The following is a 22,844-nucleotide window of genomic DNA, read 5'->3' on the forward strand; positions in this document are numbered from 1 at the left end:
GCGCAACGACCATGAAAGTCATCCCGATCCAGCACGCAGCGGCGGCGCCCTCGCCTGCCGACCCTGCAAACAGGCCCGCTCCCGGTCTTGCCCTGTTCGACCGGCGCGGGCGCAATGTGCGTGATCTGCGCATCTCGGTCACCGATCGCTGCAACTTCCGCTGCGTGTACTGCATGCCGCGCGAGGTGTTCGGTGATGACTACCCCTTTCTGCCACGGGCAGACTTGCTGTCGTTCGAGGAGATCGTTCGCGTGGCGCAGCTGTTCGTTGCCCGCGGCGTGCGCAAGATACGCATCACCGGTGGCGAACCGCTGCTGCGCAAGGACATTGACCGTCTGATCGGCATGCTGGCCAAGCTCGACGGCGTCGAGATCACACTGACTACCAACGGCGTGCTGCTGCCCAAGCTGGCGCAAAGGCTCAGGAACGCGGGTCTGCACAGGGTCACGGTCAGCCTTGATGCACTGGACGACACGCTGTTCCGACGCATGAACGACGCCGACTACCCGGTAGAGAAGGTCCTCGAAGGCATCGAGGCTGCACGTACGGCCGGTCTCGGGCCGATCAAGGTCAACATGGTGGTCAAGCGCGGCACCAACGACAGCGACATCGAGGCAATGGCGACCCACTTCCGCCACAGTGGGCACATCCTGCGCTTCATCGAGTTCATGGACGTCGGCACGTCGAACGGCTGGAAGATGGACGAAGTGCTGCCCTCGCGGGACGTGATCGCGCGCATCGACCGCGTCCATCCGCTCGAGCCGATCGACCCCAACTACGAGGGCGAAGTTGCCGAGCGCTGGCGCTATAAGGATGGAGCGGGCGAGATCGGCGTGATTTCCTCGGTCACCCAGGCCTTCTGCTCCACCTGTACGCGCATCCGCCTGTCGACCGAGGGCAAGCTCTACACCTGCCTGTTCGCGCAGGCGGGGCATGACCTGCGCGCCCTGTTGCGCAGCGCGGACGAGGCGGCAAGCGTCGACGCCCGCCTCGATGCCGCGATCGCCCAGGTGTGGCAGCAGCGCGACGACCGCTACTCGGAGATCCGCACGGCCGAGACCGCAGCCCTGCGCAAGATCGAGATGTCCTACATAGGCGGCTGAGACGCCCCCGTCCGCCGCCCAAGCCCGCTCACTCGCGGATCGCCTCCAGTTCGAACAGCAGTTCGACCTCGTCGCCGACCATGCCGCGCTCGATGCCGTAGGTCATGCCCCACTGGCTGCGCAGCAGCGTGGTGCGCGCCGAGATGCCCAACGTATGCTTGCGGTGCCCGAACGGATACACCGCTGCCTTGTTCAGCGCCACATCGAGGGTCACCGGGTGGGTCTGGCCGAGCAGGGTCAGCTTGCCGCTGAGCTTACCGGTGTTGTCGGCGTTGGGCTCGAACGTGGTCGCCTCGAAGACGATCTCGGGGAAGCGCTTGGCGTCGAGGAAATCGCTGTCGCGAACATGGCGATCGCGTGCGCCGTGGTTGCTGAACACGCTATCGGCGCTCACCACGACACGCCCCGAACTCAGCGCACGGGTTTGCTCGTCGTAGACGAAGTTGCCACTGGCTTTCTGAAACAGGCCTATCACCTTGGCGTAGCCGATGTGATCGACCTTGAAGGCGATCGCAAAGTGGTCGGGGTCGATACGGTAACTGTGCGACTGCGCCCATGCAGGGCTCGCTAACGCCGCGGCGAGCAGCGTCGCGGCGCCGATCAGGGCGTTGCGGGCACAGCGGATCGGTTCGGTCTTCATCCTTCTCTCCTCCGGTTGTCAGCGGTCCCGCCCCGGACTGCGCGGTGCAGCCAGTGCACATCGACCGCGAAGGACCACGCCAGCAACGCCAGCGCGGGCAACAGCAAGGCCGTCGCCAACGAGGCGTCGACCAGTGGCAGCAGGCATAGCAGCAGGCTCGCGACCTGCACGACGCACACCAGCTTGCGCCTGTCGCTGTCGGGCAAGGGAGCGCCCAACCACGGCCAGCGCAGCATGGCGGCGACGAAGCCGTAACGCATCAGTCCGATCGCGAGCACCCAGGACCCGGCCTTGCCCATCTGCAACAGGTGCGCACAAAGGACGAGGATCAGCAGGGCATCGAGTTCCATGTCGAAGCGTGCCCCGTACGCACTGGCGCAGCGCCAGCGTCGTGCCACCCAGCCGTCGACGCCATCCAGCACCAGCGCCAGCATACTGATGGCGGCCAGCAGCCACGCCCATTGTGCCCCCCAGGCAGGCGCGAACAGCGCCCCGACCAGCATGCACACCAGCACTGCGCGCACCAGCGTGACCTGATTGGCGGGCCCCAGACTGCGCTGGGGATCCCCCCAGAAGCGGGCGAGCAGCAGGACGATGACTGCGAGCGCCACCGTCGCACCCACCAGCGCTTGCACCGGCATGGCAGCGAAGACGCAAGCCACGATGCCTCCGCCCAGCAACATCAGCAGTGCGAGCCCCAACTCCTGCCAGAGCCTTGGCATGTACCCCCTCCCGCTCGACACCTCGCCGAGGCCACCACGCTGCACGCTTCACCTCCCACTTGTCGCCACGACTGACCGCTCCCGACACCGTCGCCCGTTGGCCCGCGAGGACCTGCGGGCCGCCTGCTAACATACCGCTTTCGATCACCAGATTCCGCATCGGGTTCGCCCGCGCGACCAATTAACGCATGCCCGTTCCCAACCTCGCGTTCTGGAGCCTGCCACCGGATCGGGGCGAGCTTCGCCCCGCGCCACTGCGGCCGCTCGCCGACGGCGAAGTTCTGGTGCGCGCGCTGTACAGCGCGATCAGCCGCGGCACCGAAAGCCTGGTGTTCCGTGGCGAGGTTCCGCGCTCGGAATACCAGCGCATGCGTGCGCCTTTCCAGGAGGGCGAATTTCCCGGGCCAGTCAAGTACGGGTACATCAGTGTCGGCATCGTCGAGGACGGCATCGGCTCCCAGGCCGCCGCGCTCCGGGGGCAGACCGTTTTCTGCCTGCACCCCCATCAGCAGCGCTACATCGTCCCTGCCAGCGCCGTGCTGGCGCTCCCCCCCGGAGTGCCACCCGCGCGTGCGGTACTTGCCGCAAACATGGAGACGGCGATCAACGCCTGTTGGGACGGCAGCCCAGCCGTCGGCGACCGTATCGCGGTGATCGGCGCCGGCGTGGTCGGCACCTTGATCGCCTGGCTGTGTGCACGCATCCCCGGCACCGAGGTAGAACTGATCGATGTCGACGCCGAGCGTGCAGCGCTCGCCACGGCGCTCGGCCTCGTCCATCGCGCACCCGGGGCGGCGCGCCCGGAATGCGACCTTGTCTTTCACGCCAGCGGCAATCCAGCCGGCCTCGCGCAAGCGCTCGAACTCGCCGGCCAGGAAGCCAGCATCATCGAGGTGAGCTGGTACGGCCAGCGCACCGCCACGCTCGCCCTCGGCGCCGCCTTTCATTCGCGCCGGCTCGTCCTGCGCGCCAGCCAGGTCGGCCATATCACTGCGCCGCGCGCGCCGCGCTGGGACTACCGCCGCCGCCTGGAACTCGCGCTCGCGCTGCTCGTCGACGATCGGCTCGATGCACTGATCAGCGGCGAACACCCTTTCGCAGCCCTGCCCGCACTCATGGCACGCCTGGCGCACACGCCGGCTGGCGCCCTGTGCGAGCGCATCCGCTATGACTGACCAACCGGAGCACCTGCATGTACAGCCTCAGCGTCCGCGATCACATCATGATCGCCCACAGTTTCCAGGGCGAGGTTTTCGGCCCCGCCCAGCGCGTCCACGGTGCCACCTATGTCGTTGATGCATGCTTTCAGCGCCCCGAGCTCGACGCCGATGGCCTGGTGGTCGACATCGGTCTCGCCAGCGATACGCTCAAGGCGGTGCTCGCCGAACTCAATTACCGCAATCTCGACGATGAGCCGGCCTTCAGCGGCCGCAACACCACCACCGAGTTCATGGCACGGGTGATCTTCGAGCGCATGGCCGCAGCCGTCCGCAGCGGCCGCCTTGGCGAGGGCGCGCGCGGGCTCGAGCGCCTGAAGGTCACCCTGCACGAGTCGCACATCGCCTGGGCAGCCTATGAGGGCGCGCTTTGAACCAGACGCCAGCCTTGACATGGGACCGATCTCCATGAGCCGCCGCGTCGATCTCGTCGTCCCGGGCGACCCCGCCCAGCTCACCGGCGGCTACCTGTACGACGCAAACATCGCCGCCTCGCTGCGCGCACAGGGCTGGACGGTCACCGTGCACGGCCTGCCCGGGCGCTTCCCCGACGCCGATGCCCAAGCGCGCGAAGCCTTAGATGCCACATTGTCGGCGCTGCCTGCGGGCCGCCAGGTGGTCATCGACGGACTTGCTCTGGGTGGGCTACCTGAGTTTGCGCATGCCCACGCCGGTCGCCTGGACCTCATCGCCCTCATCCACCACCCGCTGGCCGACGAAGGCGGACTATGCACCACGCTGCAACGCTGCCTTCTGGCCTCGGAGCGCGCAGCCCTGGCCGCAGCCCGTACCGTCATCACTACCAGCCGCCACACCGCACGGCGGCTTGCGCATTTCGGCGTGCGACCCAATCGCCTGCAGGTGGTCGAGCCGGGGGTACGCGCCTTGCCCCTCGCTGCGGCTGATGCCGACATACCCAAGCTCCTGTGCGTAGCCAGCCTAACCCCGCGCAAGGGCCACGGGCTGCTGGTGGCGGCACTCGCGCGTGTTGCCGACCTGGACTGGCAGTGCGACTGCATCGGCAGCCTCGCACGCGACCCCGTGCATGCGGGCACGATCGCCGCTCAGATCGCCGCTGCCGGCCTCGACGGGCGCGTCCGGCTAAGCGGCGAATGCACGGATGATGCGCTCTGCGCAGCCTACGCCTCAGCCGACCTTTTCGTGTTGCCCTCGCGTTACGAGGGCTACGGCATGGTCATCACCGAGGCAGTCGCCGCCGGACTGCCGGTACTGACCACTTCGGGTGGTGCTCTGGGCGAAACCCTGCCGCATGGAGCCGGGCTGGCGCTGCCGGTCGATGACGTCGATGCCTTCGCCAGCGCGCTGCGTGACTTGCTGAGCAACCGCGAGCACAGGCTGCAACTTCGCGATGGCGCCCGCCGCGCCCGTTCCAGCCTGCGCGACTGGACGCGTGCAGGCTTCGAATTCGCCACCGCACTCGACCGCCACGCAGCTACGAACCACCTAGCGCAAGGACGCCATGCATAGCGACCAAGCCAAAGCCGGCGATCGCCACGGACGAGAGGGCATGCATACCGATGCGGTTTTCAGCATCGACTGGCTTGCGCTGCGACGCCCGGCCGATACCGCCGCCCGCGCACATGCGCTCGAAGCGCGCGCCCGCACCTGGCTCGACGCTCGCCGCGGCGGCAGCCCGCGTGCGCTGCACCTCGTGGACCTGGGCAGCGGCAGCGGCGCCAACCCTGCGCACCTTGCCCCCCGACTGCCTGGCCCCCAACGGTGGACCTTGGTAGACCGCGACAACGCACTGCTCGTACATGCGCGACATGCTTGCGCCTCACTATGTGACGCCGAAGGCAAGCCGGTGAGCGTACACACCCGGCTGCAGGACCTCGCTACGCTGGATGAACTCACAATCGGCGAGGCCGACCTGGTGTGCGCCTCGGCGCTGCTCGACCTGGTCGACGCAAGCTGGATCGAGCGTCTTGCCGCCGCCTGCGACGCTCACGGCAGCGCGGTGTTCGTCACCCTGAGCGTGGATGGCAGCTGGCGCTTCGAGCGCCTGTGCGCCCCCGAGTCCAGCGCAGCCGGCGTGCCGGTGTGGGAGGCTGACACGGACGTGGACGATCCCGTGGTGAACGAGGCCTTCAATGCGCACCAGCGTGGCGACAAGGGCATCGGGGCCGCACTCGGGCCGGACGCTGCGGCCTGCCTCGCCACCGCATTGCGCACTCGCGGCTTTGACGTCGAGCTTGCAGCCAGCCCTTGGCAACTGCAGCTCGACGACTCAAGGCAGTCACAGCTGGCCCGCGCCCTCATCGATGGCTGGCGTGAGGCCGCATGTGCGCAGTTGCCGGCCATGGCCGAGCGCATCCGGCACTGGCATGCGCGTCGCCAAGCCTGGTGTGCCGGATACAGTGGTCGCCTCGTCGTCGGCCACGTCGACCTGTTCGCAAGCCCGCCGCGGTCAAGCACTTGAGCCAGGCCAGGGCGATGGATACGCAGCGAAGGGGCGCCGGCGCGGCGGCGGACGACGGACTACCCGGATTACCGATACACGAACGCACTGCCAAGCCCGCGCACCGCCGCCTCGTCCGCCTGTTGCCCGCGCTGCGCGTTGCCTTCAGTTGCGGCCTGCTGGTCGCGCTCGTGCTGTGGCTGAAGCCCTCTACCCTGCTGGCCGCACTTTCCGCCCCTCACCCTGGCTGGCTGGCGCTGGCGCTGGCGCTGAGCCTGCCCCAGGTTGCGCTGTCGGCCTGGCGCTGGCGGCTGACGGCACAGCAGCTTGGCGTGCCGCTCGGTTTCAGGACGGCACTCGCCGAGTACTACCTGGCCACCCTCCTCAACCAGCTGCTGCCCGGAGGCGTTATGGGCGATGCCAACCGCGCGTGGCGACACGCCCGTACGACCACCGGCACAGCAGGGCGCGGCACCTCGGCCTGGCACGCGGTGCTGATCGAGCGCGTTTCCGGTCAGTTCGCACTGCTTCTGGTCGCCTTGCTGGCGCTCGTCACCGCACCGAGCCTGCGCGCCGCACTGGCTCGCGTGCTTGACTCGGACAGCAGCGCGGCGGGCTCGATGACGACGTTCGCCATGACGACACTCATTGCGGCGCTCATGGCACTCACACTCGGCTGGCTGTGGTGGCGACGACGCCCCGCCGTGCTTGCGAGCCTGACCACCGCGCTCAGGCAGGCACTGTTTGCGCGCGAGGTGTTGCTCAAGCAGCTGCTCGCATCGCTCCTGATCGTTGTCAGCTATGTGGCTGTGTACCTGTGCTGCCTGCTCATGCTTGGCTCAGCCACCCACCCCGGTGAGGCCCTGCCGCTGATCCCCTGGGTGTTGCTGGCAATGGCGCTGCCGCTGTCGATTGCCGGCTGGGGCGTGCGTGAAGGTGCTGCGGCCCTGCTATGGTCGGCCGCCGGACTGGACCCCGCGCAGGGCGTCGCGATTGCAATCGCCTATGGCGTGGTCGTGCTGCTGTCCAGCCTGCCAGGCGCGCTGGTGCTGTTCCGGCAGCGCCGCTAAATACCGCCCTCGTCGCCGAAGTCGAGGTCGAACAGCACGTCATCGCCGCAGGCAAAGTAGCGGCAGCGCGGCCGCAACGCGCCTTCGAGCGTATCGATGACCGGCAGGCTGAGCCCTGGCCGGCCCGAGCCGATGAGCATCGGCGCCACCAGCACATGCAGGCGGTCGAGCACGCCTGCCTCCAGGAAGCCCGATACCGTCAAGCCACCGCCCTCGACCAGCACACGCCTGCATCCCTCGGCATGGAGCGCCTGCACCACTTCAGCCGGGGCAAAGCGTCCCTCTCGGGTCGGCAAGCGCAGCGTACGGACTTGACCCTCTGCCCTCACCTCACCCGCGCCCTCCCCCCGAATCAGCAGGCAGGCTCCGCTACCATCGGCAAACATGCGCGCCTGCGGCGCGGCGCGGCCGCTGGGATCGAGCACTACCCGCAGCGGCTGTGGGCCGCTGACATGGCGCACCGTAAGCAGTGGGTCATCCGCATTGAGCGTGCCCACACCGACCACCACCGCATCAGCCACGGCGCGCAGGCGGTGCAGGTGTGTGCGGGCCTCGATTCCGTTGATATAGTGCGAGGCTCCGCTTTGAGTGGCGATGCGTCCATCCAGGCTCTGGCCGATCTGGGCGACCGTCCACGGCCGGCAGCTGGCGACCAGCGGCAGGAAGGTGTCGAGCAAGGCCACCGTCGCCGCATCGACCACGGTGTCGCACCGCCAGCCACCACCCGCGACCACACGGAGACAGGCGCCGCCCGCCTGGAAACTTGTCTCGGGCTGCGCGGACCAATCGTGCATGCACGCTTGAAGAATGCAGGACCAGCCCCAATCTTGAGTGCGTTGTAAGCTCGCCATACAGAATCCATTGAACAAAGCGGTTCGCGCCTACAGTCTGTTGCCATGTCCGGCAGTTGCGCAATGATGAACCCGATAACCCGAACGGAGAACACCGAATGCGCCAAGCCGAGCGTGCCATTTTCGACCTGCGACGCGGACTTCCCATCGTGTTGCGCCACCAGGGCGCGCAGACGCTCGTGCTCGCGGTCGAAGGCCTGTGCGACGCCACGCTCTCTGCAGCCAGCACACTCACGGGCGCCTCACCCGCACTCGTGCTGAGCCGCCACCGCATGGCTGCCCTCGGCCATGTCGTCACGGCCGAGGCGGTGAGCCTCGTCTTCGATCAGCAGCCTATGGAAGGTGAGCTGCGTGCCCTGGCGTGGACGCGCGGGGCGGCACTGCCCCACGGCGTCCAGCTAGTGGACGCCGACCAGACCAATCTTGCGGCACTGCGTCTTCTTGCCCGTGCCCAGCTTGTCCCTGCCGCACTGGCATTTGCCGTGCCGGAGGCTGCGCGTAGTGCGGTCGAGCACGAGCTGGCCGGCGGCCAGTTGCTGGCGGTAGAGGCCGACGAGGCGCTGCGCCTGTGCAGAAGTGGGCCTGGCCTGCTGACCCGAGTCAGCGAAGCCCGCGTTCCGCTCGCCGAGGCCGAGAACAGCCGCTTCGTGCTGTTCCGCGAAGCCGACGGGGTGCATGAGCATGTGGCAATCGTCATCGGTGACCCGGGCCGGTGGCCGCAGGCCGTGCCCGTACGCCTGCATTCATCCTGTCTCACCGGCGACCTTTTCGGCAGCCTGCGCTGCGACTGTGGCGAACAGCTGCGCCGCGGCGTGGCCGCGATCAACGAACAGGGCGGCGGCGTCCTGCTCTATCTCTCCCAGGAGGGGCGTGGTATCGGGCTCGCCAACAAGCTGCGCGCCTACGGCCTGCAGGACGAGGGCCTGGACACGATCGATGCGGACCAGGTCATCGGCTTCTCCAAGGACGAGCGCGATTTCCGAGTCGCGCACGAGATGCTCGATCAGCTCGGGATTGCCAAGGTGATGTTGCTGACCAATAACCCAAGCAAGGTGGAGGCGCTGCAACGCGCCGGCATCAACGTCGTCGAGCGCCAGGCGATCTACGGCGACGTCACCCGCCAGAACGAGCGCTACCTGCAGACCAAGGCAGATCGGCACGGTCACTGGCTGCACGACCTGCTCAGTGAGCAGGACGAGCCGGCGTCAGCCGAACCCGAACGTCTGCCCGCGCCCGGCACGGCTGGCGGCGCCTGAGGCACATCTTTCGTATGCGGGTTGCGGCGCGGTGAATCGGGGACTGCACGCCGCCCATCCGCCGCAGCCGCGGGCCTTAACCGCCCCGGCTCAGGCACTCGAGATCAAAGGCCGCGGCGTCCTCGATCACGCGTACGAGCGCAGCGGCAAAGTGCTCGACCAGGCGCGACCCCAGCGCCGCATCGGCGAGCGTTGCGTTGCCGGTCACCCCATGCGGGTTGAGATCCTGCGCCATCCAGGCAAAGCCAGCCTCGCCCTCGGGCCCGAGCAGGCTGCCTTTGGCGTCCATGGCCTGGCCGAGCGAGGCATGGTTCGCCAGCACCTCGCACCTGACCTTGTGCGGTGCAAGGTGAAGCATCATCGCGGTTTCCAGTGCGCCGCCATGCAGGCCGTGGCGCAACTCGGCCGCTGGCAGCGCGTCCTCCGGGGGCGCGAAGCGGAAGTAGTTTGCGCGTACAACCAGCATGCCATGCGCGGCTCGCAGCTTGAGCGCAGCCATATCCACAACAGCCTTGTTGCCGCCGTGGGTGTTGAACAACACCAATCGCCGCAGCCCCGCGCGCGCCACGCTGTCGCCCAGTTCGCAAACGGTGGTCAGCGCACACTCCGGGCTCAGGCTCAGCGTACCCGCGAATGCAGTGTGCTCCAGGCTCAAGCCCACGGCGAGGGCAGGCAGTACGCAGACCCGCCGCTGCGGGTCAAGCTGCGGCAGGGCTGCACGCAGCAAGCCCTCGGCAATATCGAGATCGGTCGACAGAGGCAGATGCTCGCCATGCTGCTCGACCGCTGCCAACGGCAACACCGCCACCGCATCCTCGGCTGCAAGGCGACGGATCTGTTGCGGGGTGAGGTCGAGCCAGTTCGAAACCGCAGCGATTTTGTCCATGTCGGCAAAGTTGGGGCGAAGAGATCGGCTGCGTCCGATCATAGCCGGATCGGGGCGGCCTCGGTGAGCAGGTGCCGGTGATGACCAGACAATCGCATGAAGCGCCGCGGCAAGGTGAGTACGGGCGGGGGGACAACGAAGACCCCGCGGTCCGCACCGCAGCTGCAACCGCGTTCGCCGCTGGTGCGCGTGCGCTTGGCCTCGTCGTGCTGCCGCTGTTCGTGCTCAACCTCCTGCTCACCTTTGGCAACGAGTGGCCCACCCTGTGGCCGCGGCTCGAGTGGCGGCTATCCACTGAGCTTGCCGCCTTGCTGGTGGCGCTCGCCATCTGGATCGGCTGGCGCGGCGCACTCGGGCAGCGCATGCTTGGCGCACTTGCAGCGCTCGGCAGTACCTGGGTGGTGATGCACTACATCAACGTCACGGTGCCATCGATCTTCGGCCGCCGACTCAACGCCTACTGGGACAGCCAGCACCTATGGGCCGTCATCAGGATGAGCGTCGAGAACAAGGCCTTCGCCACTGCTCTCACACTGATCGTCGCCGGACTCGCGTTGGCACTGCTATACGCGATCGTGAGGCTGTGCATGCTTCCACTTGTCCGCGCAGCGGAACACGACCTCACCCGGCGCCTGCTGCTCTTTCTCGGGCTCGCGGTGTGCGCGCTGTCGGTCGCCCAGCCATGGCAGCCCGAGCGGCTGCGCCCATTGCTCGCTCCACCGGTCAGTGCCCTGCTCGCCGAGCAGTCGCGCCTGCTTGTGCTTGCGCTGTCCGCCGACGCCCAGGGCGGGCGCTTCGGCCCGGGGCCGGTTTTCTCGGGCACTGTCGATGCGCTCGGTGGAGCGGACGTGCTGATCGTGTTTGCCGAGGCCTACGGCGCAATAACGTTCGACAAGCCGGACATTGCCGAAGCGCTGGCGCCGTCACGAGCACAACTCGCCGCCGCGATCGCCGCCGGCGACCGCCATGTCGTGTCCGCCCGGCTGGTCGCGCCCACCTTCGGCGGCGCGTCCTGGCTTTCCCATGCCAGCCTGCTGGCGGGAATGGATACTCGTGATCCGCGCAACTACCAACAGTTGCTCGCCAGCAGCCGGCCGAGTCTTGTGAGCCACTTCGCCGCCAATGGTTACCGCAGCGTAGGCTGGCTGCCTGGCATTCAGCGCGCCTGGCCGGAAGGCGCGTTCTACGCTTTCGACCGCTATGCCGACGCCGAGCGCATCGGCTACGAGGGACCACACTTCGGCTTCTGGCGCATTCCCGACCAGGCCTCGATGGCGCTCATCCACCACCAGGAGTTCGGCAAGGATTTCTCGGCGCTCCCGGCGTCGCAACAAGAAGCCGGCCCCCGCCACCGGCAGCCGCGTCTGGTGGTGTTTCCCACCGTGACCACGCACGCGCCCTTCCGCGCACTGCCGCCCTTCACCGCTGACTGGTCACGCCTGCTGGGCGCGGACGCCTATACCATCGACGAGCGCGATGCCGCCGAAGGCGTAGCCGTGGCATGGTCCAACCCCACGCCAGCCTACCTGGCCTCGATGCGCTACCAGTTCGACTGGCTGGCGGACTACCTCGGCCGCCACGCGCCTGCCGATCTATTCACGATCATCGTCGGCGACCACCAGCCGATCGGCTCGGTCACCGGCCCGAATCAGCCATGGGACGTGCCCATCCACATCGTCAGCCACAATCGCAGGCTGTTGGCGCATTTCGAGGCCGCAGGCTTTGTCCCTGGCCTGGTGCCGCCAGCGACGCCTTTCGGCCCCATGCACGCCATCACGCCGCTGCTCATCGAGGCGTTTGCAAGCCCACCCTGACACAGCCACAGCGCAAGCCAGCCGCATGCATAAACGCGCCAGGCGCTGGCCGCTCAGCCCGCGACCGGCCTGACCCTGCCCGCTGCCCGCTTGGCGCGCGCACGCGCCTCCTCGACGTCCGCGCCGTTGGCGACTGCGACGCCCATGCGGCGCTTGACGAAGGACTCGGGCTTGCCGAACAGGCGCAGGTCGCTGCGCGGCACGGCGAGCGCCTCGGCGACGCCCTCGTAGCGCAGCGCCCCGGCATCGACGCCGCCGTAGATCACCGCCGACGCACCCGGCTCGCGCAGCGCGGTATCCACCGGCAAGCCGAGGATGGCACGTGCGTGGAGCTCGAACTCGGAGAAGCGCTGCGAGCACAGCGTGACCAGGCCGGTATCGTGCGGCCGTGGGCTCACTTCGGAGAACCACACCTGATCGCCGCGCACGAACAGCTCGACGCCGAACAGCCCGCGTCCGCCCAGGTTGCCCGTGACCGCAGCGGCGATCTCCTGTGAGCGCGCCAGCGCCGCCGGGCTCATCGCCTGCGGCTGCCACGACTCGACGTAGTCGCCCGCCACCTGCACATGGCCGATCGGCTCGCAGAAGTAGGTGCGGACCTCGCCGCCGGCATCACGGGCACGCACCGTGAGCAGGGTGATCTCGTACTCGAAGTCGATGAAGCCTTCGACGATGACGCGCCCCTGATTGACCCTACCGCCGGCCGCGGCATGGTCCCAGGCCTTCTTCACGTCGTCCGGCCCGCGCAGCAGCGACTGCCCCTTGCCCGAGGACGACATCACCGGCTTGACGATGCAGGGATAGCCGATGCCGCCGTCGATTGCAGCCTGCAACTCGTCGAGCGAATCAGCGAAGCGGTAAGGCGAGGTGGGCAGGCCGAGGGTCTCGGCAGCCAGGCGGCGGATGCCCTCGCGGTTCATGGTGAGCTGGGTGGCGCGCGCCGTAGGAATGACCTCGGCGAGGCCGGCGGCCTCGATCTCGGCGAGCATGTCGGTCGCGATGGCCTCGATCTCCGGTACGACCAAGTGTGGGCGCTCCTGCTCGATCAGCGTACGCAGGGCCGCGCCGTCGGTCATCGGGATCACATGGGCACGATGGGCGACCTGATGGCCGGGTGCGTTGGCGTAGCGATCGATGGCGATGACTTCGACGCCCAGGCGCTGCAGGGCGATGATCACCTCCTTGCCGAGCTCGCCGGCGCCGAGCAGCATCACGCGCAACGCGGAGGGTGAAAGCGGGGTACCGAGGTCCATGGGGGCTCTCCTTGTCGGTATGGGGAACGCCGCATGTTAATACGCCACGCGTTCAGGCACGTGGAATCTGCGCCGGCTGCGAGGCTCTGCAACAGAGGCGCCGCGCTCGAAAGCTCGCGGCTTGCGCCGCTCCTACACGGGACGCATCGTGCATTTGGCTTTGCTGTGGGAGCGGCGCGAGCCGCGAGGGGTTAAAGGCGACGCAGCGCATACCCAGCGCAAAAAACGACCCTGCGCGCTGCGATTGCCCTACTCGCGACGCTCGGCCGAATCGAGCGGCCGCCAGTGGGCATCGACGGGCACAGCCTCCTCGGCAGCCTGAGGGCGCTCGAAGCGGTACAGCAGGGCCTTGCACTTGGCGCAGGACACGAAGCGCTGGCTGTCCTTGCCGTGGCTAAGGCCTTCCTCCTTGAGCTCGACAGCCCCGCAGGCATGACACGAGGGCTCCGCCTGGCCGTGCGCCTGCAGGTAAACGTCAAGCTCGGGGAGCGCGCGCTTGGCTTTCTCGTGCTTGTGAAAAACGCGCATGATCATCCACATGGAGAAGAACACAGCCATGATGAAGAGGACCGGCAGAGGGAAGTCAGACATCGTAAGGGCAATCCGGGCGGGTTCTTGACCCCGCCGACCTTAACGGAAGGCTGCTCCGCATTCCCTGTTCGAGGTCAAGTTCGGCGGCCCCCGCCAGCCTCTCCTGTCTCGCCATCTTCGAGCTGCACCGACTCGATCTTCTGGAAGTGCGCACTGATCTTGCGGCTGGAGGTCTGCACGTCCTGCACGTCGCGGCTGGCCTGCTCGATGTGGCGGGCGAGCGCCGCCATGCGCTCGTCAAAGCGGTGAAAATCCTTCGCCAGCTTGCCGAGCGCGTCCTGGATGACGTGGATCTGCTTGCGCGTCTCGACGTCCTTGAGCACGGCACGCGCGGTGTTGAGGACCGCCATCAGCGTGGTCGGCGACACGATCCACACCCGGCGCTGCTGGGCGTGGGCGACGAGCTCGGGGTGGTAGGCATGGATCTCGGCGAACACCGCCTCGGCCGGCAGGAACATCACCGCACCGTCCGAGGTCACCCCGGGCAGGATGTATTTGTCGGCAATGGCGTCGATATGGCGACGCACATCGGCGCGGAAAGCGGTCTGCGCGGCGCGCCGCTCCAGCCCGCCCGCATCTGCATCGAACATGCGCTGGTAGTTCTCCAGCGGGAACTTGGCATCCACCGCTACATCCCCGGTCGGCGCCGGCAGGCTGAGCAGGCAATCGACACGGCTGCCATTGGGCAGCGCTGCCTGGAAGGCAAAGGCATCGGGCGGCAGGATGTTCTGCACCAGGGCCTCGAGCTGGACCTCACCGAAGGCGCCGCGGGCGCGCTTGTCGCCGAGCAGCGCCTGCAGGCTGACCACGTTGGTGGTCAGGCCGTCGATCTTCTTCTGCGCCTCGTCGATGGTGGCCAGGCGCGCCATCACGCTGGCGAAGGTCTCATTGGTCTTGCGAAAGCCCTCGTCCAGGCGCTGGCTGACCTGGCCCGACAAGGTGTCGAGGCGGCCGTCGACGCTCTGCGTCAACGCCTGCATGCCGCGCGACAACTGCATGGAGGCGGCTGTAAGCCCGCGCTGCAGCAGTTCGCGGTCGGCACGGGCGTGCTCGCCGATGCGATCGGTCTGGCGCGCCAGACCCTCATGCAGATCACGCAGGATCTCGCGGTGCTGCGCGCCAAGGCGCTGCTCGAGCTGTTCGGCAAGCACCTCGGACAGCTCGCCCTGCAAGCGGCGCTCGCTGCCGAAGCTGCGCGCCAGCAACCACGCCAGCGCAATCAGCGCCAGCAGCAACAAACCACCCAGCAGCATCTCCGCCTGGGTCAGCGTCAACGTCCCGATCTGCAAGCCCGCGCTCCTCAGGCCAGCGCACGCAGGCTGGCCAGCGGCGGGCGCGACAGCAGCTTGCGCGTACCCAGCCAGCCGCCGGCCACCACGCCAGCCGTGCCCAGCAGCACGGCCACCACGACCGGCGCCAGCGCAGGGACATAGGCCATGCGGAAAACCTGCTCGGCGAGCAGCCAGCCGATCGCGCTCGCCCCCACGCCCGCGAGTACGCCCGCCACGCTGCCGAGCACGAGGAACTCGGCGAGCAAGGCCTGGCGAACCTGGCGGTTGCGCGCGCCCAGCGTGCGCAGCATGGCGAGCTCGTACTCGCGCTCGTCGTGGGTCGACTGCAGGGCCGCATACAGCACCACCAGTCCCGCCAGCACCGCAAAGCCGAACACGAACTGCACGATCAGGATCAGCTTGTCAGTCATCGACTGCACCTGGGCGACCACCGCGGCGATGTCGATCACGGTGAGGTTGGGGAAGGCGCTGATCAGCCGGGTGGTGAAATCGTGGCGCTCGGCGGGCAGATGGAAGCTGGTGATCAGGCTGGCGGGATACGTCTCGAGCAGCCCCTCTGAGGCGATGAAGAAGAAATTGACCCGCATCGAATCCCACTCCAGCGTGCGCACGCTGGTGATCGGAGCCTCGACGCGCTCACCGGCAATCTCGAAGGTCACGCGGTCGCCGAGCTTGAGCCCGAAGGTCTGCGCCAGGCCGACTTCGACCGAGAACTGCGGCTCGCGCGCAGCGCCATGCCAGCGCCCGGCGCTGACCACGTTGGCGTCCGGCAGCGCGGCAGCATAGGACAGGTTGAACTCGCGCTCTGCCAGCCGCCGGGTGCGCTGGTCCTCAAACGCCTCGGGCGCGATCGGCGTGCCGTTGATGGCGACCATGCGGCCACGGATCATCGGCTGAATCGCCGGCTCGGGCAGCCCCTCGGCACCGAACAACGCGGCCACGCCCTGACGCTGGTCGGGCTGGATGTTGATGACGAAGCGGTTGGGCGCATCCGCCGGCGCCATGGCGCGCCAGTTGTCGAGCAGGTCGCCGCGCACCAGGGTCAGCAACAGCAGCGCGGTCATGCCCAGGCCGAGCGCCGCCGCCTGCACGACGCTGCCGCCCATGCGCCGGCCGAGCGCAGCCACACCGTAACGCCAGCCGCCGCCACGCAGGCTGCCCTGCCCCTTCAGCCGCCCGGCCAGGTGCAGCACCCACCACGCCGCAAGCGCGAACACGCCGAGCGCGAGCGCAAAGCCGAGTGCGACCATCAGGCCAAGCCGCATATCGGCGGCGATCCAGAAGATCAACCCGAGCAAGGCCGCCAGCCCGAAGGCCCAGGCCGCGCCCGAGAGTGGCTCGGCGATGTCGAACTCGCGGCGCAGTACCCTCAGTGTGCTGACCTTGTGCAGGCGCAGCAGCTGGGGCAGCACGAAACCTGCCAGCAGCGCCATGCCGACCGCCAGTCCATGCGCGATCGGCAGCAAGGAGGGCGCCGGCAGCTCGGTGGCGAGGATCTCGCGCAGGCCGCCCGCCAGCCCCCATTGCACGCTCCAGCCCAAGGCGGTACCGGCCAGCGCTGCAGCCAGGCCGAAGATCAGGAACTCGCCGACGACGATGCCCAGCACCTGTGCCTGGCGCGCGCCGAGCACGCGCATCACCGCGCAGCCATCGAGGTGGCGTGCCATGAAGCGGCGCGCGGACAAGCCGACTGCTACCGCGGCGAGGATCACTGCCAGCAAGGCCGCGAGGCGCAGGAAGCGCTGCGCCTGGTCGAGTGCCGCGCGCACTTCGGGGCGGGCGTTCTCCACCGTCTCCACCGCCTGCCCGCGCCCCAGGTTGTCACGCGCCCAGCGTTCATAGGCGTCGACCGTGGTCTGCTCGCCAGCAACGTGCAGGCGCCAGGTGGCACGGCTGCCCTCGGCGATCAGGCCGGTGCGCTCGAGTTCGTCCAGGTTGAAGATCGCCCGCGGCAGCAGGCTGAAGAAGTTGGCGCCACGGTCGGACTCGAAGCTCACCATGGCGCCGACGCGGAACGCCAGCTCGCCCATGCCGACCACGTCGCCGACCTTGACCCCAAGCTCGGCGAACAGGCGCTCGTCCAACCACAGCTCGCCCGGCGCCGGCACCCTGCCCGCGACGGCATCGTCCTGGTTGGGACCCGCTGCGATACGGATGGCGCCACGCAGCGGGTAGCCATCCTCCACCACCTTGACGCCGGCCAGCGCCGCGGTTTCCTCTGTGCTCGCCATGCTGGTGAACAGCACGGTGGTGGCGACCTGCAAGCCACGGTCGCGCGCCTCGTCGGCAAACGCCGCCGGCCACGGCCGGTCGGCACGCAGCAGGAGATCGCCGCCGAGCAACTGGTTGGCCTCGCGGTCGAGCGCACGACCGACGCGGTCGGCCAGGAAGCCAACGCTGGTCAGGCTTGCCACCGCGATCACGATCGCCAGCCCGAGCAGGTGCAGTTCGCCTGCGCGCAGGTCGCGCAGCATCATGCGAGCAGCGAGCAGCAGGGTACGCATCATGTCGCCGGCCTCACTTCGCGTTGCCGAGCAGACGCCGCGCCAGCTCGCACCAATAGGCAACGCCCGCCGGCATCACCCCGTCGTTGAAGTCGTAATGCGGGTTGTGCAGCATGCAGCCACCCTCACCCGGGCCGTTACCGATCCACACATAGGCACCTGGCTTCTCCTGCAGGAAGTAGGCGAAATCCTCCGCACCCATGCTCGGTCGGCGGTCGGTGAACACGCGCTCTGGCCCCGCCACCGCACGCGCAGCCTCGGCGCACAGCGCAGCCTCGGCGGCGGTGTTGATCGTCGGCGGGTAACCGCGGCGGAACTGGAAATCCACCTCCACGCCATGGCTGCGCGCGATGCCCTCGGCAACCTGGCGCAAGCCCTGCTCCAGGCGGTCGCGCACCGCGGCGGAGAAGGTGCGTACCGTACCGCACAGCTCGGCGCGGTCGGGAATCACGTTGTAGGCCTCGCCGGCGTGGAACTGCGTGACCGACACCACGCCGGCATCGATCGGGTCGAGCACCCGGCTGACCAGGGTCTGCGCGGCCTGCACGAAGGCTGCACCCGCCACTACGGGATCGACCCCCAGATGCGGCATGGCCGCATGTGCGCCCACACCGGTGAAGCGAATATCGAAGCGGTCTGCGCTCGCCATCACCGGACCGCTGTGGATGGCGAAGCTTCCCGCCTCCATGCCCGGCCAATTGTGCATGCCGAACACGGCCTCCATCGGGAAGCGCTCGAAGAGGCCGTCGGCGATCATCGCCGGCGCCCCGCCCTCGCCTTCTTCCGCCGGCTGGAAGATCAGGTACACCGTGCCATCGAAATCCCGCCGCGCAGCCAGCGCCTCGGCCGCGCCGAGCAGCATCGTGGTGTGGCCGTCATGGCCGCAGGCGTGCATGCAGCCCTGTACGGTTGACTTGTGTGCGAACTCGTTACGCTCGGTGATCGGCAGGGCGTCCATGTCGGCACGCAGGCCGATCGCGCGCAGACCACGCCCGCCACGCACCACGCCGACCACACCCGTACCCCCGATGCCACGATGAACCTCTATGCCGAGCGCCTCGAGCTGGCGCGCGACGAGCTCGGCCGTGCGGTGCTCCTCGAAGGCGAGCTCGGGATGGGCATGGATATCGCGCCGTATGGCGGTCAGCTTGTCCTGAAGGGGGCGTACACTTTCGATGAGGCTCATGGCTGCACCGTATCGTTGTGGGTCGTTGCGGGTGTCCGAGTGTATTACAGGCGGACGGGACGGCGGCTTGCGCGGCGCGCACTTTGCCTTGCTTTCGCGGTCTGAAGCCGGCACGCAGGCGAAGTTCCCGCACCTGCAGCAACCGCGGCAGCAGACTGGCGACCCGGCAACATTTCTGCTGACTATCGCGCTTCAGGACCGATAATTGCGCATGAACGAGATGACCACCCCTTCCGCCGGGCTCCCCGCCGCGGCCTCCGACCTGCCCTTCGACAGCCTCCCACTCGCCCCAGCGATGCTGGACACCCTCCGCCAGCTCGACTACCGCACGATGACCCCGATCCAGGCCGCCAGCCTGCCGCTTGCGCTTGCCGGGCACGACCTCATCGCCCAGGCCAAGACCGGCAGCGGCAAGACCGCAGCTTTCGCCCTGCCGCTGCTGGCCCGGCTGGACGTGCGCAAGCTCGCCGTGCAGGCCATGGTACTGTGCCCGACGCGCGAGCTGGCCGACCAGGTCACGCAGGAGATCCGCCGCCTGGCGCGCTTCGAAGCCAACATAAAGGTGTTGCCGCTGTGCGGCGGCACGCCGATGCGGCCCCAGCGCGACAGCCTGGAGCACGGCGCCCATGTTGTTGTCGGCACGCCCGGACGAATCATGGACCACCTTCAACGCGGCAGCCTCGTGCTTGACGAGCTCAGCACCCTGGTGCTGGACGAGGCCGACCGCATGCTGGACATGGGCTTCCACGACGACATCGCCTTCATCGCCAGCCGCTGCCCCTCGGCACGGCAGACTCTGTTGTTCTCCGCCACCTACCCCGAAGGCATCGCCACCCTGGCCGCACGCTTTCTGCGCACTCCACAGGAGGTGAAACTGCTCGAGCAGCATGCGGGCAACAAGATCCGCCAACGCTTCTACGAGATCGAGCATCCGGCGCGCCTGCAGGCGGTCGCCCGCCTGCTGCGCCACTACCGCCCCGCCAGCGCGCTGGCTTTCTGCAACACGCGACAGCAATGCCGCGAGTTGGTCGATCTGCTGCGCGCCCAAGGCTTCGCCGCCCTGGCCCTGAACGGCGAACTCGAGCAGCGCGAGCGCGATCAGGTGCTGATCCAGTTCGCCAACCGGAGTTGCTCGGTGCTGGTCGCCACCGACGTCGCCGCACGCGGGCTGGACATTGCCCAGCTCGAAGCGGTGATCAACGTCGATGTTACCCCCGACCCCGAGATCCACATCCACCGTATCGGCCGCACCGGCCGCGGCGACGAGGACGGCTGGGCGCTGAGCCTGTGCAGCAGCGCGGACAAGCGCCGCATCTCAGGCATTGCACAGGCCATGGGCTTCGAACCCGAGTGGCATGCGCTTGACGAATTGCCCGAGGACGAAAGCCTGCCCGTGCCGGCGCCGATGGTGACGCTACTGATCCTGGGCGGACGTAAGGACAAGATCCGCCCCGCCGACGTGCTCGGCGCGCTCACCGGCGAGGCTGGCTTCAGCCGCGAGCAGGTGGGCAAGATCACCGTCACCGACCAGACGACCTATGTCGCCGTCGAGCGCGCGATCGCAGGCGAGGCGGTCCGTCGCCTGTCGGCCGGCAAGCTCAAGGGAAAGAAGGTGAAGGTGCGCGCACTCGAGATCTGAACCCTTCAGCCGGACGCCAGTCATCTTGAAGCTCTACTACGCGGATCATTTCGTCCTGCCCTTGCCCGACGGGCACCGCTTTCCGATGGAGAAATACGCACTGCTGCGCCAACGCCTGCGCGACAGCGGTTTTTTTGCCGAAGACGACTTCCGCGTGCCCGCCGCGGCGAGCGACATCGAGATCCTGCGCGCCCACGACGCCGGCTACCTGGCGAGGGTTGCGGCCGGCACGCTGGACGCGGTCGAGGTGCGGCGCATCGGCTTTCCGTGGACTGCCGCGATGGTCGAGCGCTCGCGCCGCTCGGCCGGAGCCACGCTCGCTGCTTGCCGCAGTGCGCTCGATGGCGAGGGCGGCAGCGCCTGCGCCGCCAACCTGGCCGGCGGCACCCACCACGCACACCGCGACTTTGGCTCGGGCTTCTGCGTGTTCAACGACGCCGCCATCGCCGCACTGGCGATGCGCGCCGAAGGCCGCGTCCGCCGCGTCGCCATCGTCGACTGCGACGTTCATCAGGGCGACGGCACCGCCACCATCCTCGCCGACTCACCCGAGATCTTCACTTGCAGCCTGCATGGCGCGAAGAACTTCCCTTTCCGCAAGCAGGCGAGCGACCTCGATATCGAACTGGCCGACGACACCGGCGACGAGGACTACCTCGCCGCGCTCGACGATGCGCTCGACACCGTGTTCAACCACGCGCGCCCCGAACTGGTGATCTACCTCGCCGGCGCCGACCCCTACGCAGGCGACCGCCTGGGCCGCCTGGCGCTCAGCATCGAAGGGCTGAAGACCCGCGACGAACGCGTACTCGGCACCTGCCGGGCAGCCGGCGTGCCGGTTGCGGTGGCGATGGCAGGCGGCTATGCGCAGCCGATCGAGGACACGGTGACGGTACATTTCAACACCGTGCACACCGCGGCGCGCATCTTCGGCGGGCGCCGCTGAGCCGGTCCGGCCCCTTGCGTCAGCCATAGCCATGGCTTCAACCCGGCCGACCGGTCTGCACACTCAACAGGAAACTGCCCGTGACACTACCTACGCTCAGGCTGCTCGGCGTCGACTTCACCTCCGCGCCCCGCCGGGCCAAGCCGATCACTGTCGCCCACGGCCACCTGGCCGGTGCGCGTGTGACGCTCGACCATTTCGAATTGTGCGAGGACTGGCCCTCCTTCGAAGCCGTGCTGGCGCGCCCTGGTCCCTGGCTGGGCGCCTTCGACTTTCCCTTCGGCCTGCCACGCGAAGCCGTGATCGACCTCGGCTGGCCGCAGGTCTGGCCGGCACTGGTACGCCACTGTGCAGACCTCGGCAAGCCAGGCTTTCGCGCCGCACTGGACGCTTACCGCGAGTCACGCCCCGTCGGCCAGCGCTACGCCCACCGTGCCACAGACCTGCCTGCGCGTTCCCACAGCCCACTCAAGCTGGTCAACCCACCGGTGGGGCTGATGTTCCTGGAAGGCGCAGCCCGCCTGCTCGCCGCAGGCGTACATCTGCCCGGCCTGCATGACGGCGACCCACAGCGCGTGGCCATCGAGGCCTACCCCGGACTGCTCGCCCGGCGCACCACCACTGCGTCGTACAAGAGCGACGAGCGCCGCAAGCAGACCGCGGAGCGGCGCGCGGCACGGGAGGGCATCGTCGATGCGCTGAGTTCTCGACCAGCAGGCGTTGCCGGCAATGACGATGCCGGCGGCCTGCATGCGACAAGGACACAGCGCGAAGCCTTGATCGATGACGCCAGCGGCGATCTGCTCGATGCCGCACTCGCCCTGATGCAGGCAGCCGCCGCAGCGCGCGCGGGCCCGCCGCTGTTCGGCCTACCCGCCGGGATGGACCCGCTGGAAGGATGGATCGCCGGCTGCTAGCTCAGTCTTCGGAGAGCATCTGCAGCGCCTCGTCGTACCACGCGATCCAGTTCTGTTCGTACTGGATGCCGGCCCTGAGGATGAGGTAGTGGATGCGGCGCTGGCGCGTGGGCTCGGCTTCGGGCGGAAAATCACGCGCTTCGATGGCACGGTAGGCGTGCAGTTTGTCGGCGTGAAGCGAACGACGGCGCTCCAGCTCGGGGCGCAAGCCAAACGGTCCGGCCACGGCATCGGCGCGCAGGCGCACCATGAACTCGTCGCGCAACTCAGGCAGGGGCCCAGCCTCGCCAGCCCATCGGGCCAGCTCCTCGCGACCAGCGGGCAGCACGGTGTAACTGCGCTTGCGGGTGCGGCCGGCGTCGGGGTCGGCGTCGGATCGGATCCAGCCTGCCTTTTCCATCCGACCCAGCTCACGGTAGATCTGCTGGTGCGTCGCCTGCCAGAAATGGCCGATGGACTTGTCGAAGCGCCGTGCCAGTTCATAGCCGGACGAGGGCTGTTCGAGCAGCGAAGTGAGCAGTGCGTGGCAGAGCGACAT

General features: G+C 68.2%; 21 protein-coding genes. 11 read left to right on the top strand and 10 right to left on the bottom strand.

The window, feature by feature from the left end; all coding sequences use genetic code 11:
• Positions 1–11 precede the first annotated feature (11 nt).
• The gene (moaA, locus tag LQF09_RS11335) at positions 12–1,103 is read left to right on the top strand and encodes a GTP 3',8-cyclase MoaA (RefSeq protein WP_270067989.1); all 1,092 of its coding nucleotides are present in this window, start codon (positions 12–14) and stop codon (positions 1,101–1,103) included.
• Between the two features lie 28 nt (positions 1,104–1,131).
• Here the strand turns inward: moaA and LQF09_RS11340 are convergent, their stop codons facing one another.
• Positions 1,132–1,743, bottom strand: a complete 612-nt coding sequence (locus LQF09_RS11340; RefSeq protein WP_270067990.1) for a YceI family protein — start codon at positions 1,741–1,743, stop codon at positions 1,132–1,134.
• Complete coding sequence (locus tag LQF09_RS11345; RefSeq protein ID WP_270067991.1) at positions 1,740–2,465, bottom strand: CDP-alcohol phosphatidyltransferase family protein; 726 nt, start codon at positions 2,463–2,465, stop codon at positions 1,740–1,742. Before LQF09_RS11345 ends, LQF09_RS11340 begins: the two co-directional genes overlap by 4 nt.
• Positions 2,466–2,653: 188 nt before the next feature.
• Here LQF09_RS11345 and LQF09_RS11350 point away from each other — a divergent pair, with 188 nt between their 5' ends.
• From LQF09_RS11350 to LQF09_RS11370, 5 genes are read left to right on the top strand one after another with little or no spacing between them, the layout of a single operon-like run.
• Positions 2,654–3,640, top strand: a complete 987-nt coding sequence (locus LQF09_RS11350; RefSeq protein WP_270067992.1) for a zinc-dependent alcohol dehydrogenase — start codon at positions 2,654–2,656, stop codon at positions 3,638–3,640.
• Positions 3,641–3,657: 17 nt separating this feature from the next.
• Positions 3,658–4,056, top strand: a complete 399-nt coding sequence (locus LQF09_RS11355; RefSeq protein WP_002930096.1) for a 6-pyruvoyl trahydropterin synthase family protein — start codon at positions 3,658–3,660, stop codon at positions 4,054–4,056.
• A gap of 34 nt (positions 4,057–4,090) precedes the next feature.
• The gene (locus LQF09_RS11360; RefSeq protein WP_270067993.1) at positions 4,091–5,170 is read left to right on the top strand and encodes a glycosyltransferase family 4 protein; all 1,080 of its coding nucleotides are present in this window, start codon (positions 4,091–4,093) and stop codon (positions 5,168–5,170) included.
• Between the two features lie 40 nt (positions 5,171–5,210).
• Complete coding sequence (locus LQF09_RS11365) at positions 5,211–6,122, top strand: class I SAM-dependent methyltransferase (RefSeq protein WP_270067994.1); 912 nt, start codon at positions 5,211–5,213, stop codon at positions 6,120–6,122.
• Positions 6,123–6,136: 14 nt separating this feature from the next.
• A complete protein-coding gene (locus LQF09_RS11370) occupies positions 6,137–7,171 on the top strand; it encodes a lysylphosphatidylglycerol synthase transmembrane domain-containing protein (RefSeq protein WP_270067995.1) in 1,035 nt (344 codons plus the stop codon).
• On the opposite strand, the gene LQF09_RS11375 is transcribed toward LQF09_RS11370, so the two are convergent.
• A complete protein-coding gene (locus LQF09_RS11375) occupies positions 7,168–7,965 on the bottom strand; it encodes a RibD family protein (RefSeq protein ID WP_270067996.1) in 798 nt (265 codons plus the stop codon). The two genes, LQF09_RS11370 and LQF09_RS11375, sit on opposite strands and share 4 nt — an antisense overlap.
• Positions 7,966–8,120: 155 nt before the next feature.
• Here LQF09_RS11375 and ribA point away from each other — a divergent pair, with 155 nt between their 5' ends.
• Positions 8,121–9,278, top strand: a complete 1,158-nt coding sequence (ribA, locus tag LQF09_RS11380) for a GTP cyclohydrolase II (protein ID WP_270067997.1) — start codon at positions 8,121–8,123, stop codon at positions 9,276–9,278.
• 76 nt (positions 9,279–9,354) lie between these two features.
• Here the strand turns inward: ribA and LQF09_RS11385 are convergent, their stop codons facing one another.
• On the bottom strand, positions 9,355–10,164 hold the full coding sequence (locus LQF09_RS11385; protein WP_270067998.1) for a creatininase family protein: 810 nt from the start codon (positions 10,162–10,164) through the stop codon (positions 9,355–9,357).
• Positions 10,165–10,244: 80 nt separating this feature from the next.
• On the opposite strand from LQF09_RS11385, the gene LQF09_RS11390 reads away from it, so the two are divergent.
• Entirely contained in the window at positions 10,245–11,978 is a 1,734-nt protein-coding gene (locus LQF09_RS11390) for a hypothetical protein (RefSeq protein WP_270067999.1), read from the top strand.
• A 53-nt stretch (positions 11,979–12,031) separates the two neighbouring features.
• Here the strand turns inward: LQF09_RS11390 and purT are convergent, their stop codons facing one another.
• The 5 genes from purT to LQF09_RS11415 all read right to left on the bottom strand — a co-directional run bounded on the left by purT (position 12,032) and on the right by LQF09_RS11415 (position 18,804).
• Positions 12,032–13,231: a formate-dependent phosphoribosylglycinamide formyltransferase gene (purT, locus tag LQF09_RS11395; RefSeq protein WP_270068000.1), complete on the bottom strand. Its 1,200-nt coding sequence runs from the start codon at positions 13,229–13,231 to the stop codon at positions 12,032–12,034.
• Positions 13,232–13,480: 249 nt separating this feature from the next.
• Positions 13,481–13,822: a hypothetical protein gene (locus tag LQF09_RS11400; protein WP_270068001.1), complete on the bottom strand. Its 342-nt coding sequence runs from the start codon at positions 13,820–13,822 to the stop codon at positions 13,481–13,483.
• Positions 13,823–13,896: 74 nt separating this feature from the next.
• Entirely contained in the window at positions 13,897–15,105 is a 1,209-nt protein-coding gene (locus LQF09_RS11405; RefSeq protein WP_270069880.1) for a DNA recombination protein RmuC, read from the bottom strand.
• Between the two features lie 17 nt (positions 15,106–15,122).
• Positions 15,123–17,621 (bottom strand): ABC transporter permease, encoded by a 2,499-nt coding sequence (locus LQF09_RS11410; RefSeq protein WP_270068002.1) that lies wholly within the window; start codon positions 17,619–17,621, stop codon positions 15,123–15,125.
• Between the two features lie 10 nt (positions 17,622–17,631).
• Positions 17,632–18,804, bottom strand: coding sequence for a M20 aminoacylase family protein (locus tag LQF09_RS11415; protein WP_002927057.1), 1,173 nt, complete (start codon positions 18,802–18,804; stop codon positions 17,632–17,634).
• Between the two features lie 220 nt (positions 18,805–19,024).
• On the opposite strand from LQF09_RS11415, the gene dbpA reads away from it, so the two are divergent.
• From dbpA to LQF09_RS11430, 3 genes are all read left to right on the top strand, one after another.
• Positions 19,025–20,443 carry an ATP-dependent RNA helicase DbpA gene (gene dbpA / locus LQF09_RS11420; protein ID WP_002927059.1) on the top strand — a complete coding sequence of 473 codons (1,419 nt, stop codon included), beginning with the start codon at positions 19,025–19,027 and terminating at the stop codon, positions 20,441–20,443.
• Between the two features lie 25 nt (positions 20,444–20,468).
• Positions 20,469–21,389 carry a histone deacetylase family protein gene (locus LQF09_RS11425; protein ID WP_270068003.1) on the top strand — a complete coding sequence of 307 codons (921 nt, stop codon included), beginning with the start codon at positions 20,469–20,471 and terminating at the stop codon, positions 21,387–21,389.
• 80 nt (positions 21,390–21,469) lie between these two features.
• Complete coding sequence (locus LQF09_RS11430; RefSeq protein ID WP_270068004.1) at positions 21,470–22,306, top strand: DUF429 domain-containing protein; 837 nt, start codon at positions 21,470–21,472, stop codon at positions 22,304–22,306.
• A 1-nt stretch (position 22,307) separates the two neighbouring features.
• Here the strand turns inward: LQF09_RS11430 and LQF09_RS11435 are convergent, their stop codons facing one another.
• The gene (locus LQF09_RS11435; protein ID WP_270068005.1) at positions 22,308–22,844 is read right to left on the bottom strand and encodes a PadR family transcriptional regulator; all 537 of its coding nucleotides are present in this window, start codon (positions 22,842–22,844) and stop codon (positions 22,308–22,310) included.

The organism is Thauera sp. WB-2, assembly GCF_027594845.1.
GTDB lineage: Bacteria > Pseudomonadota > Gammaproteobacteria > Burkholderiales > Rhodocyclaceae > Thauera > Thauera mechernichensis.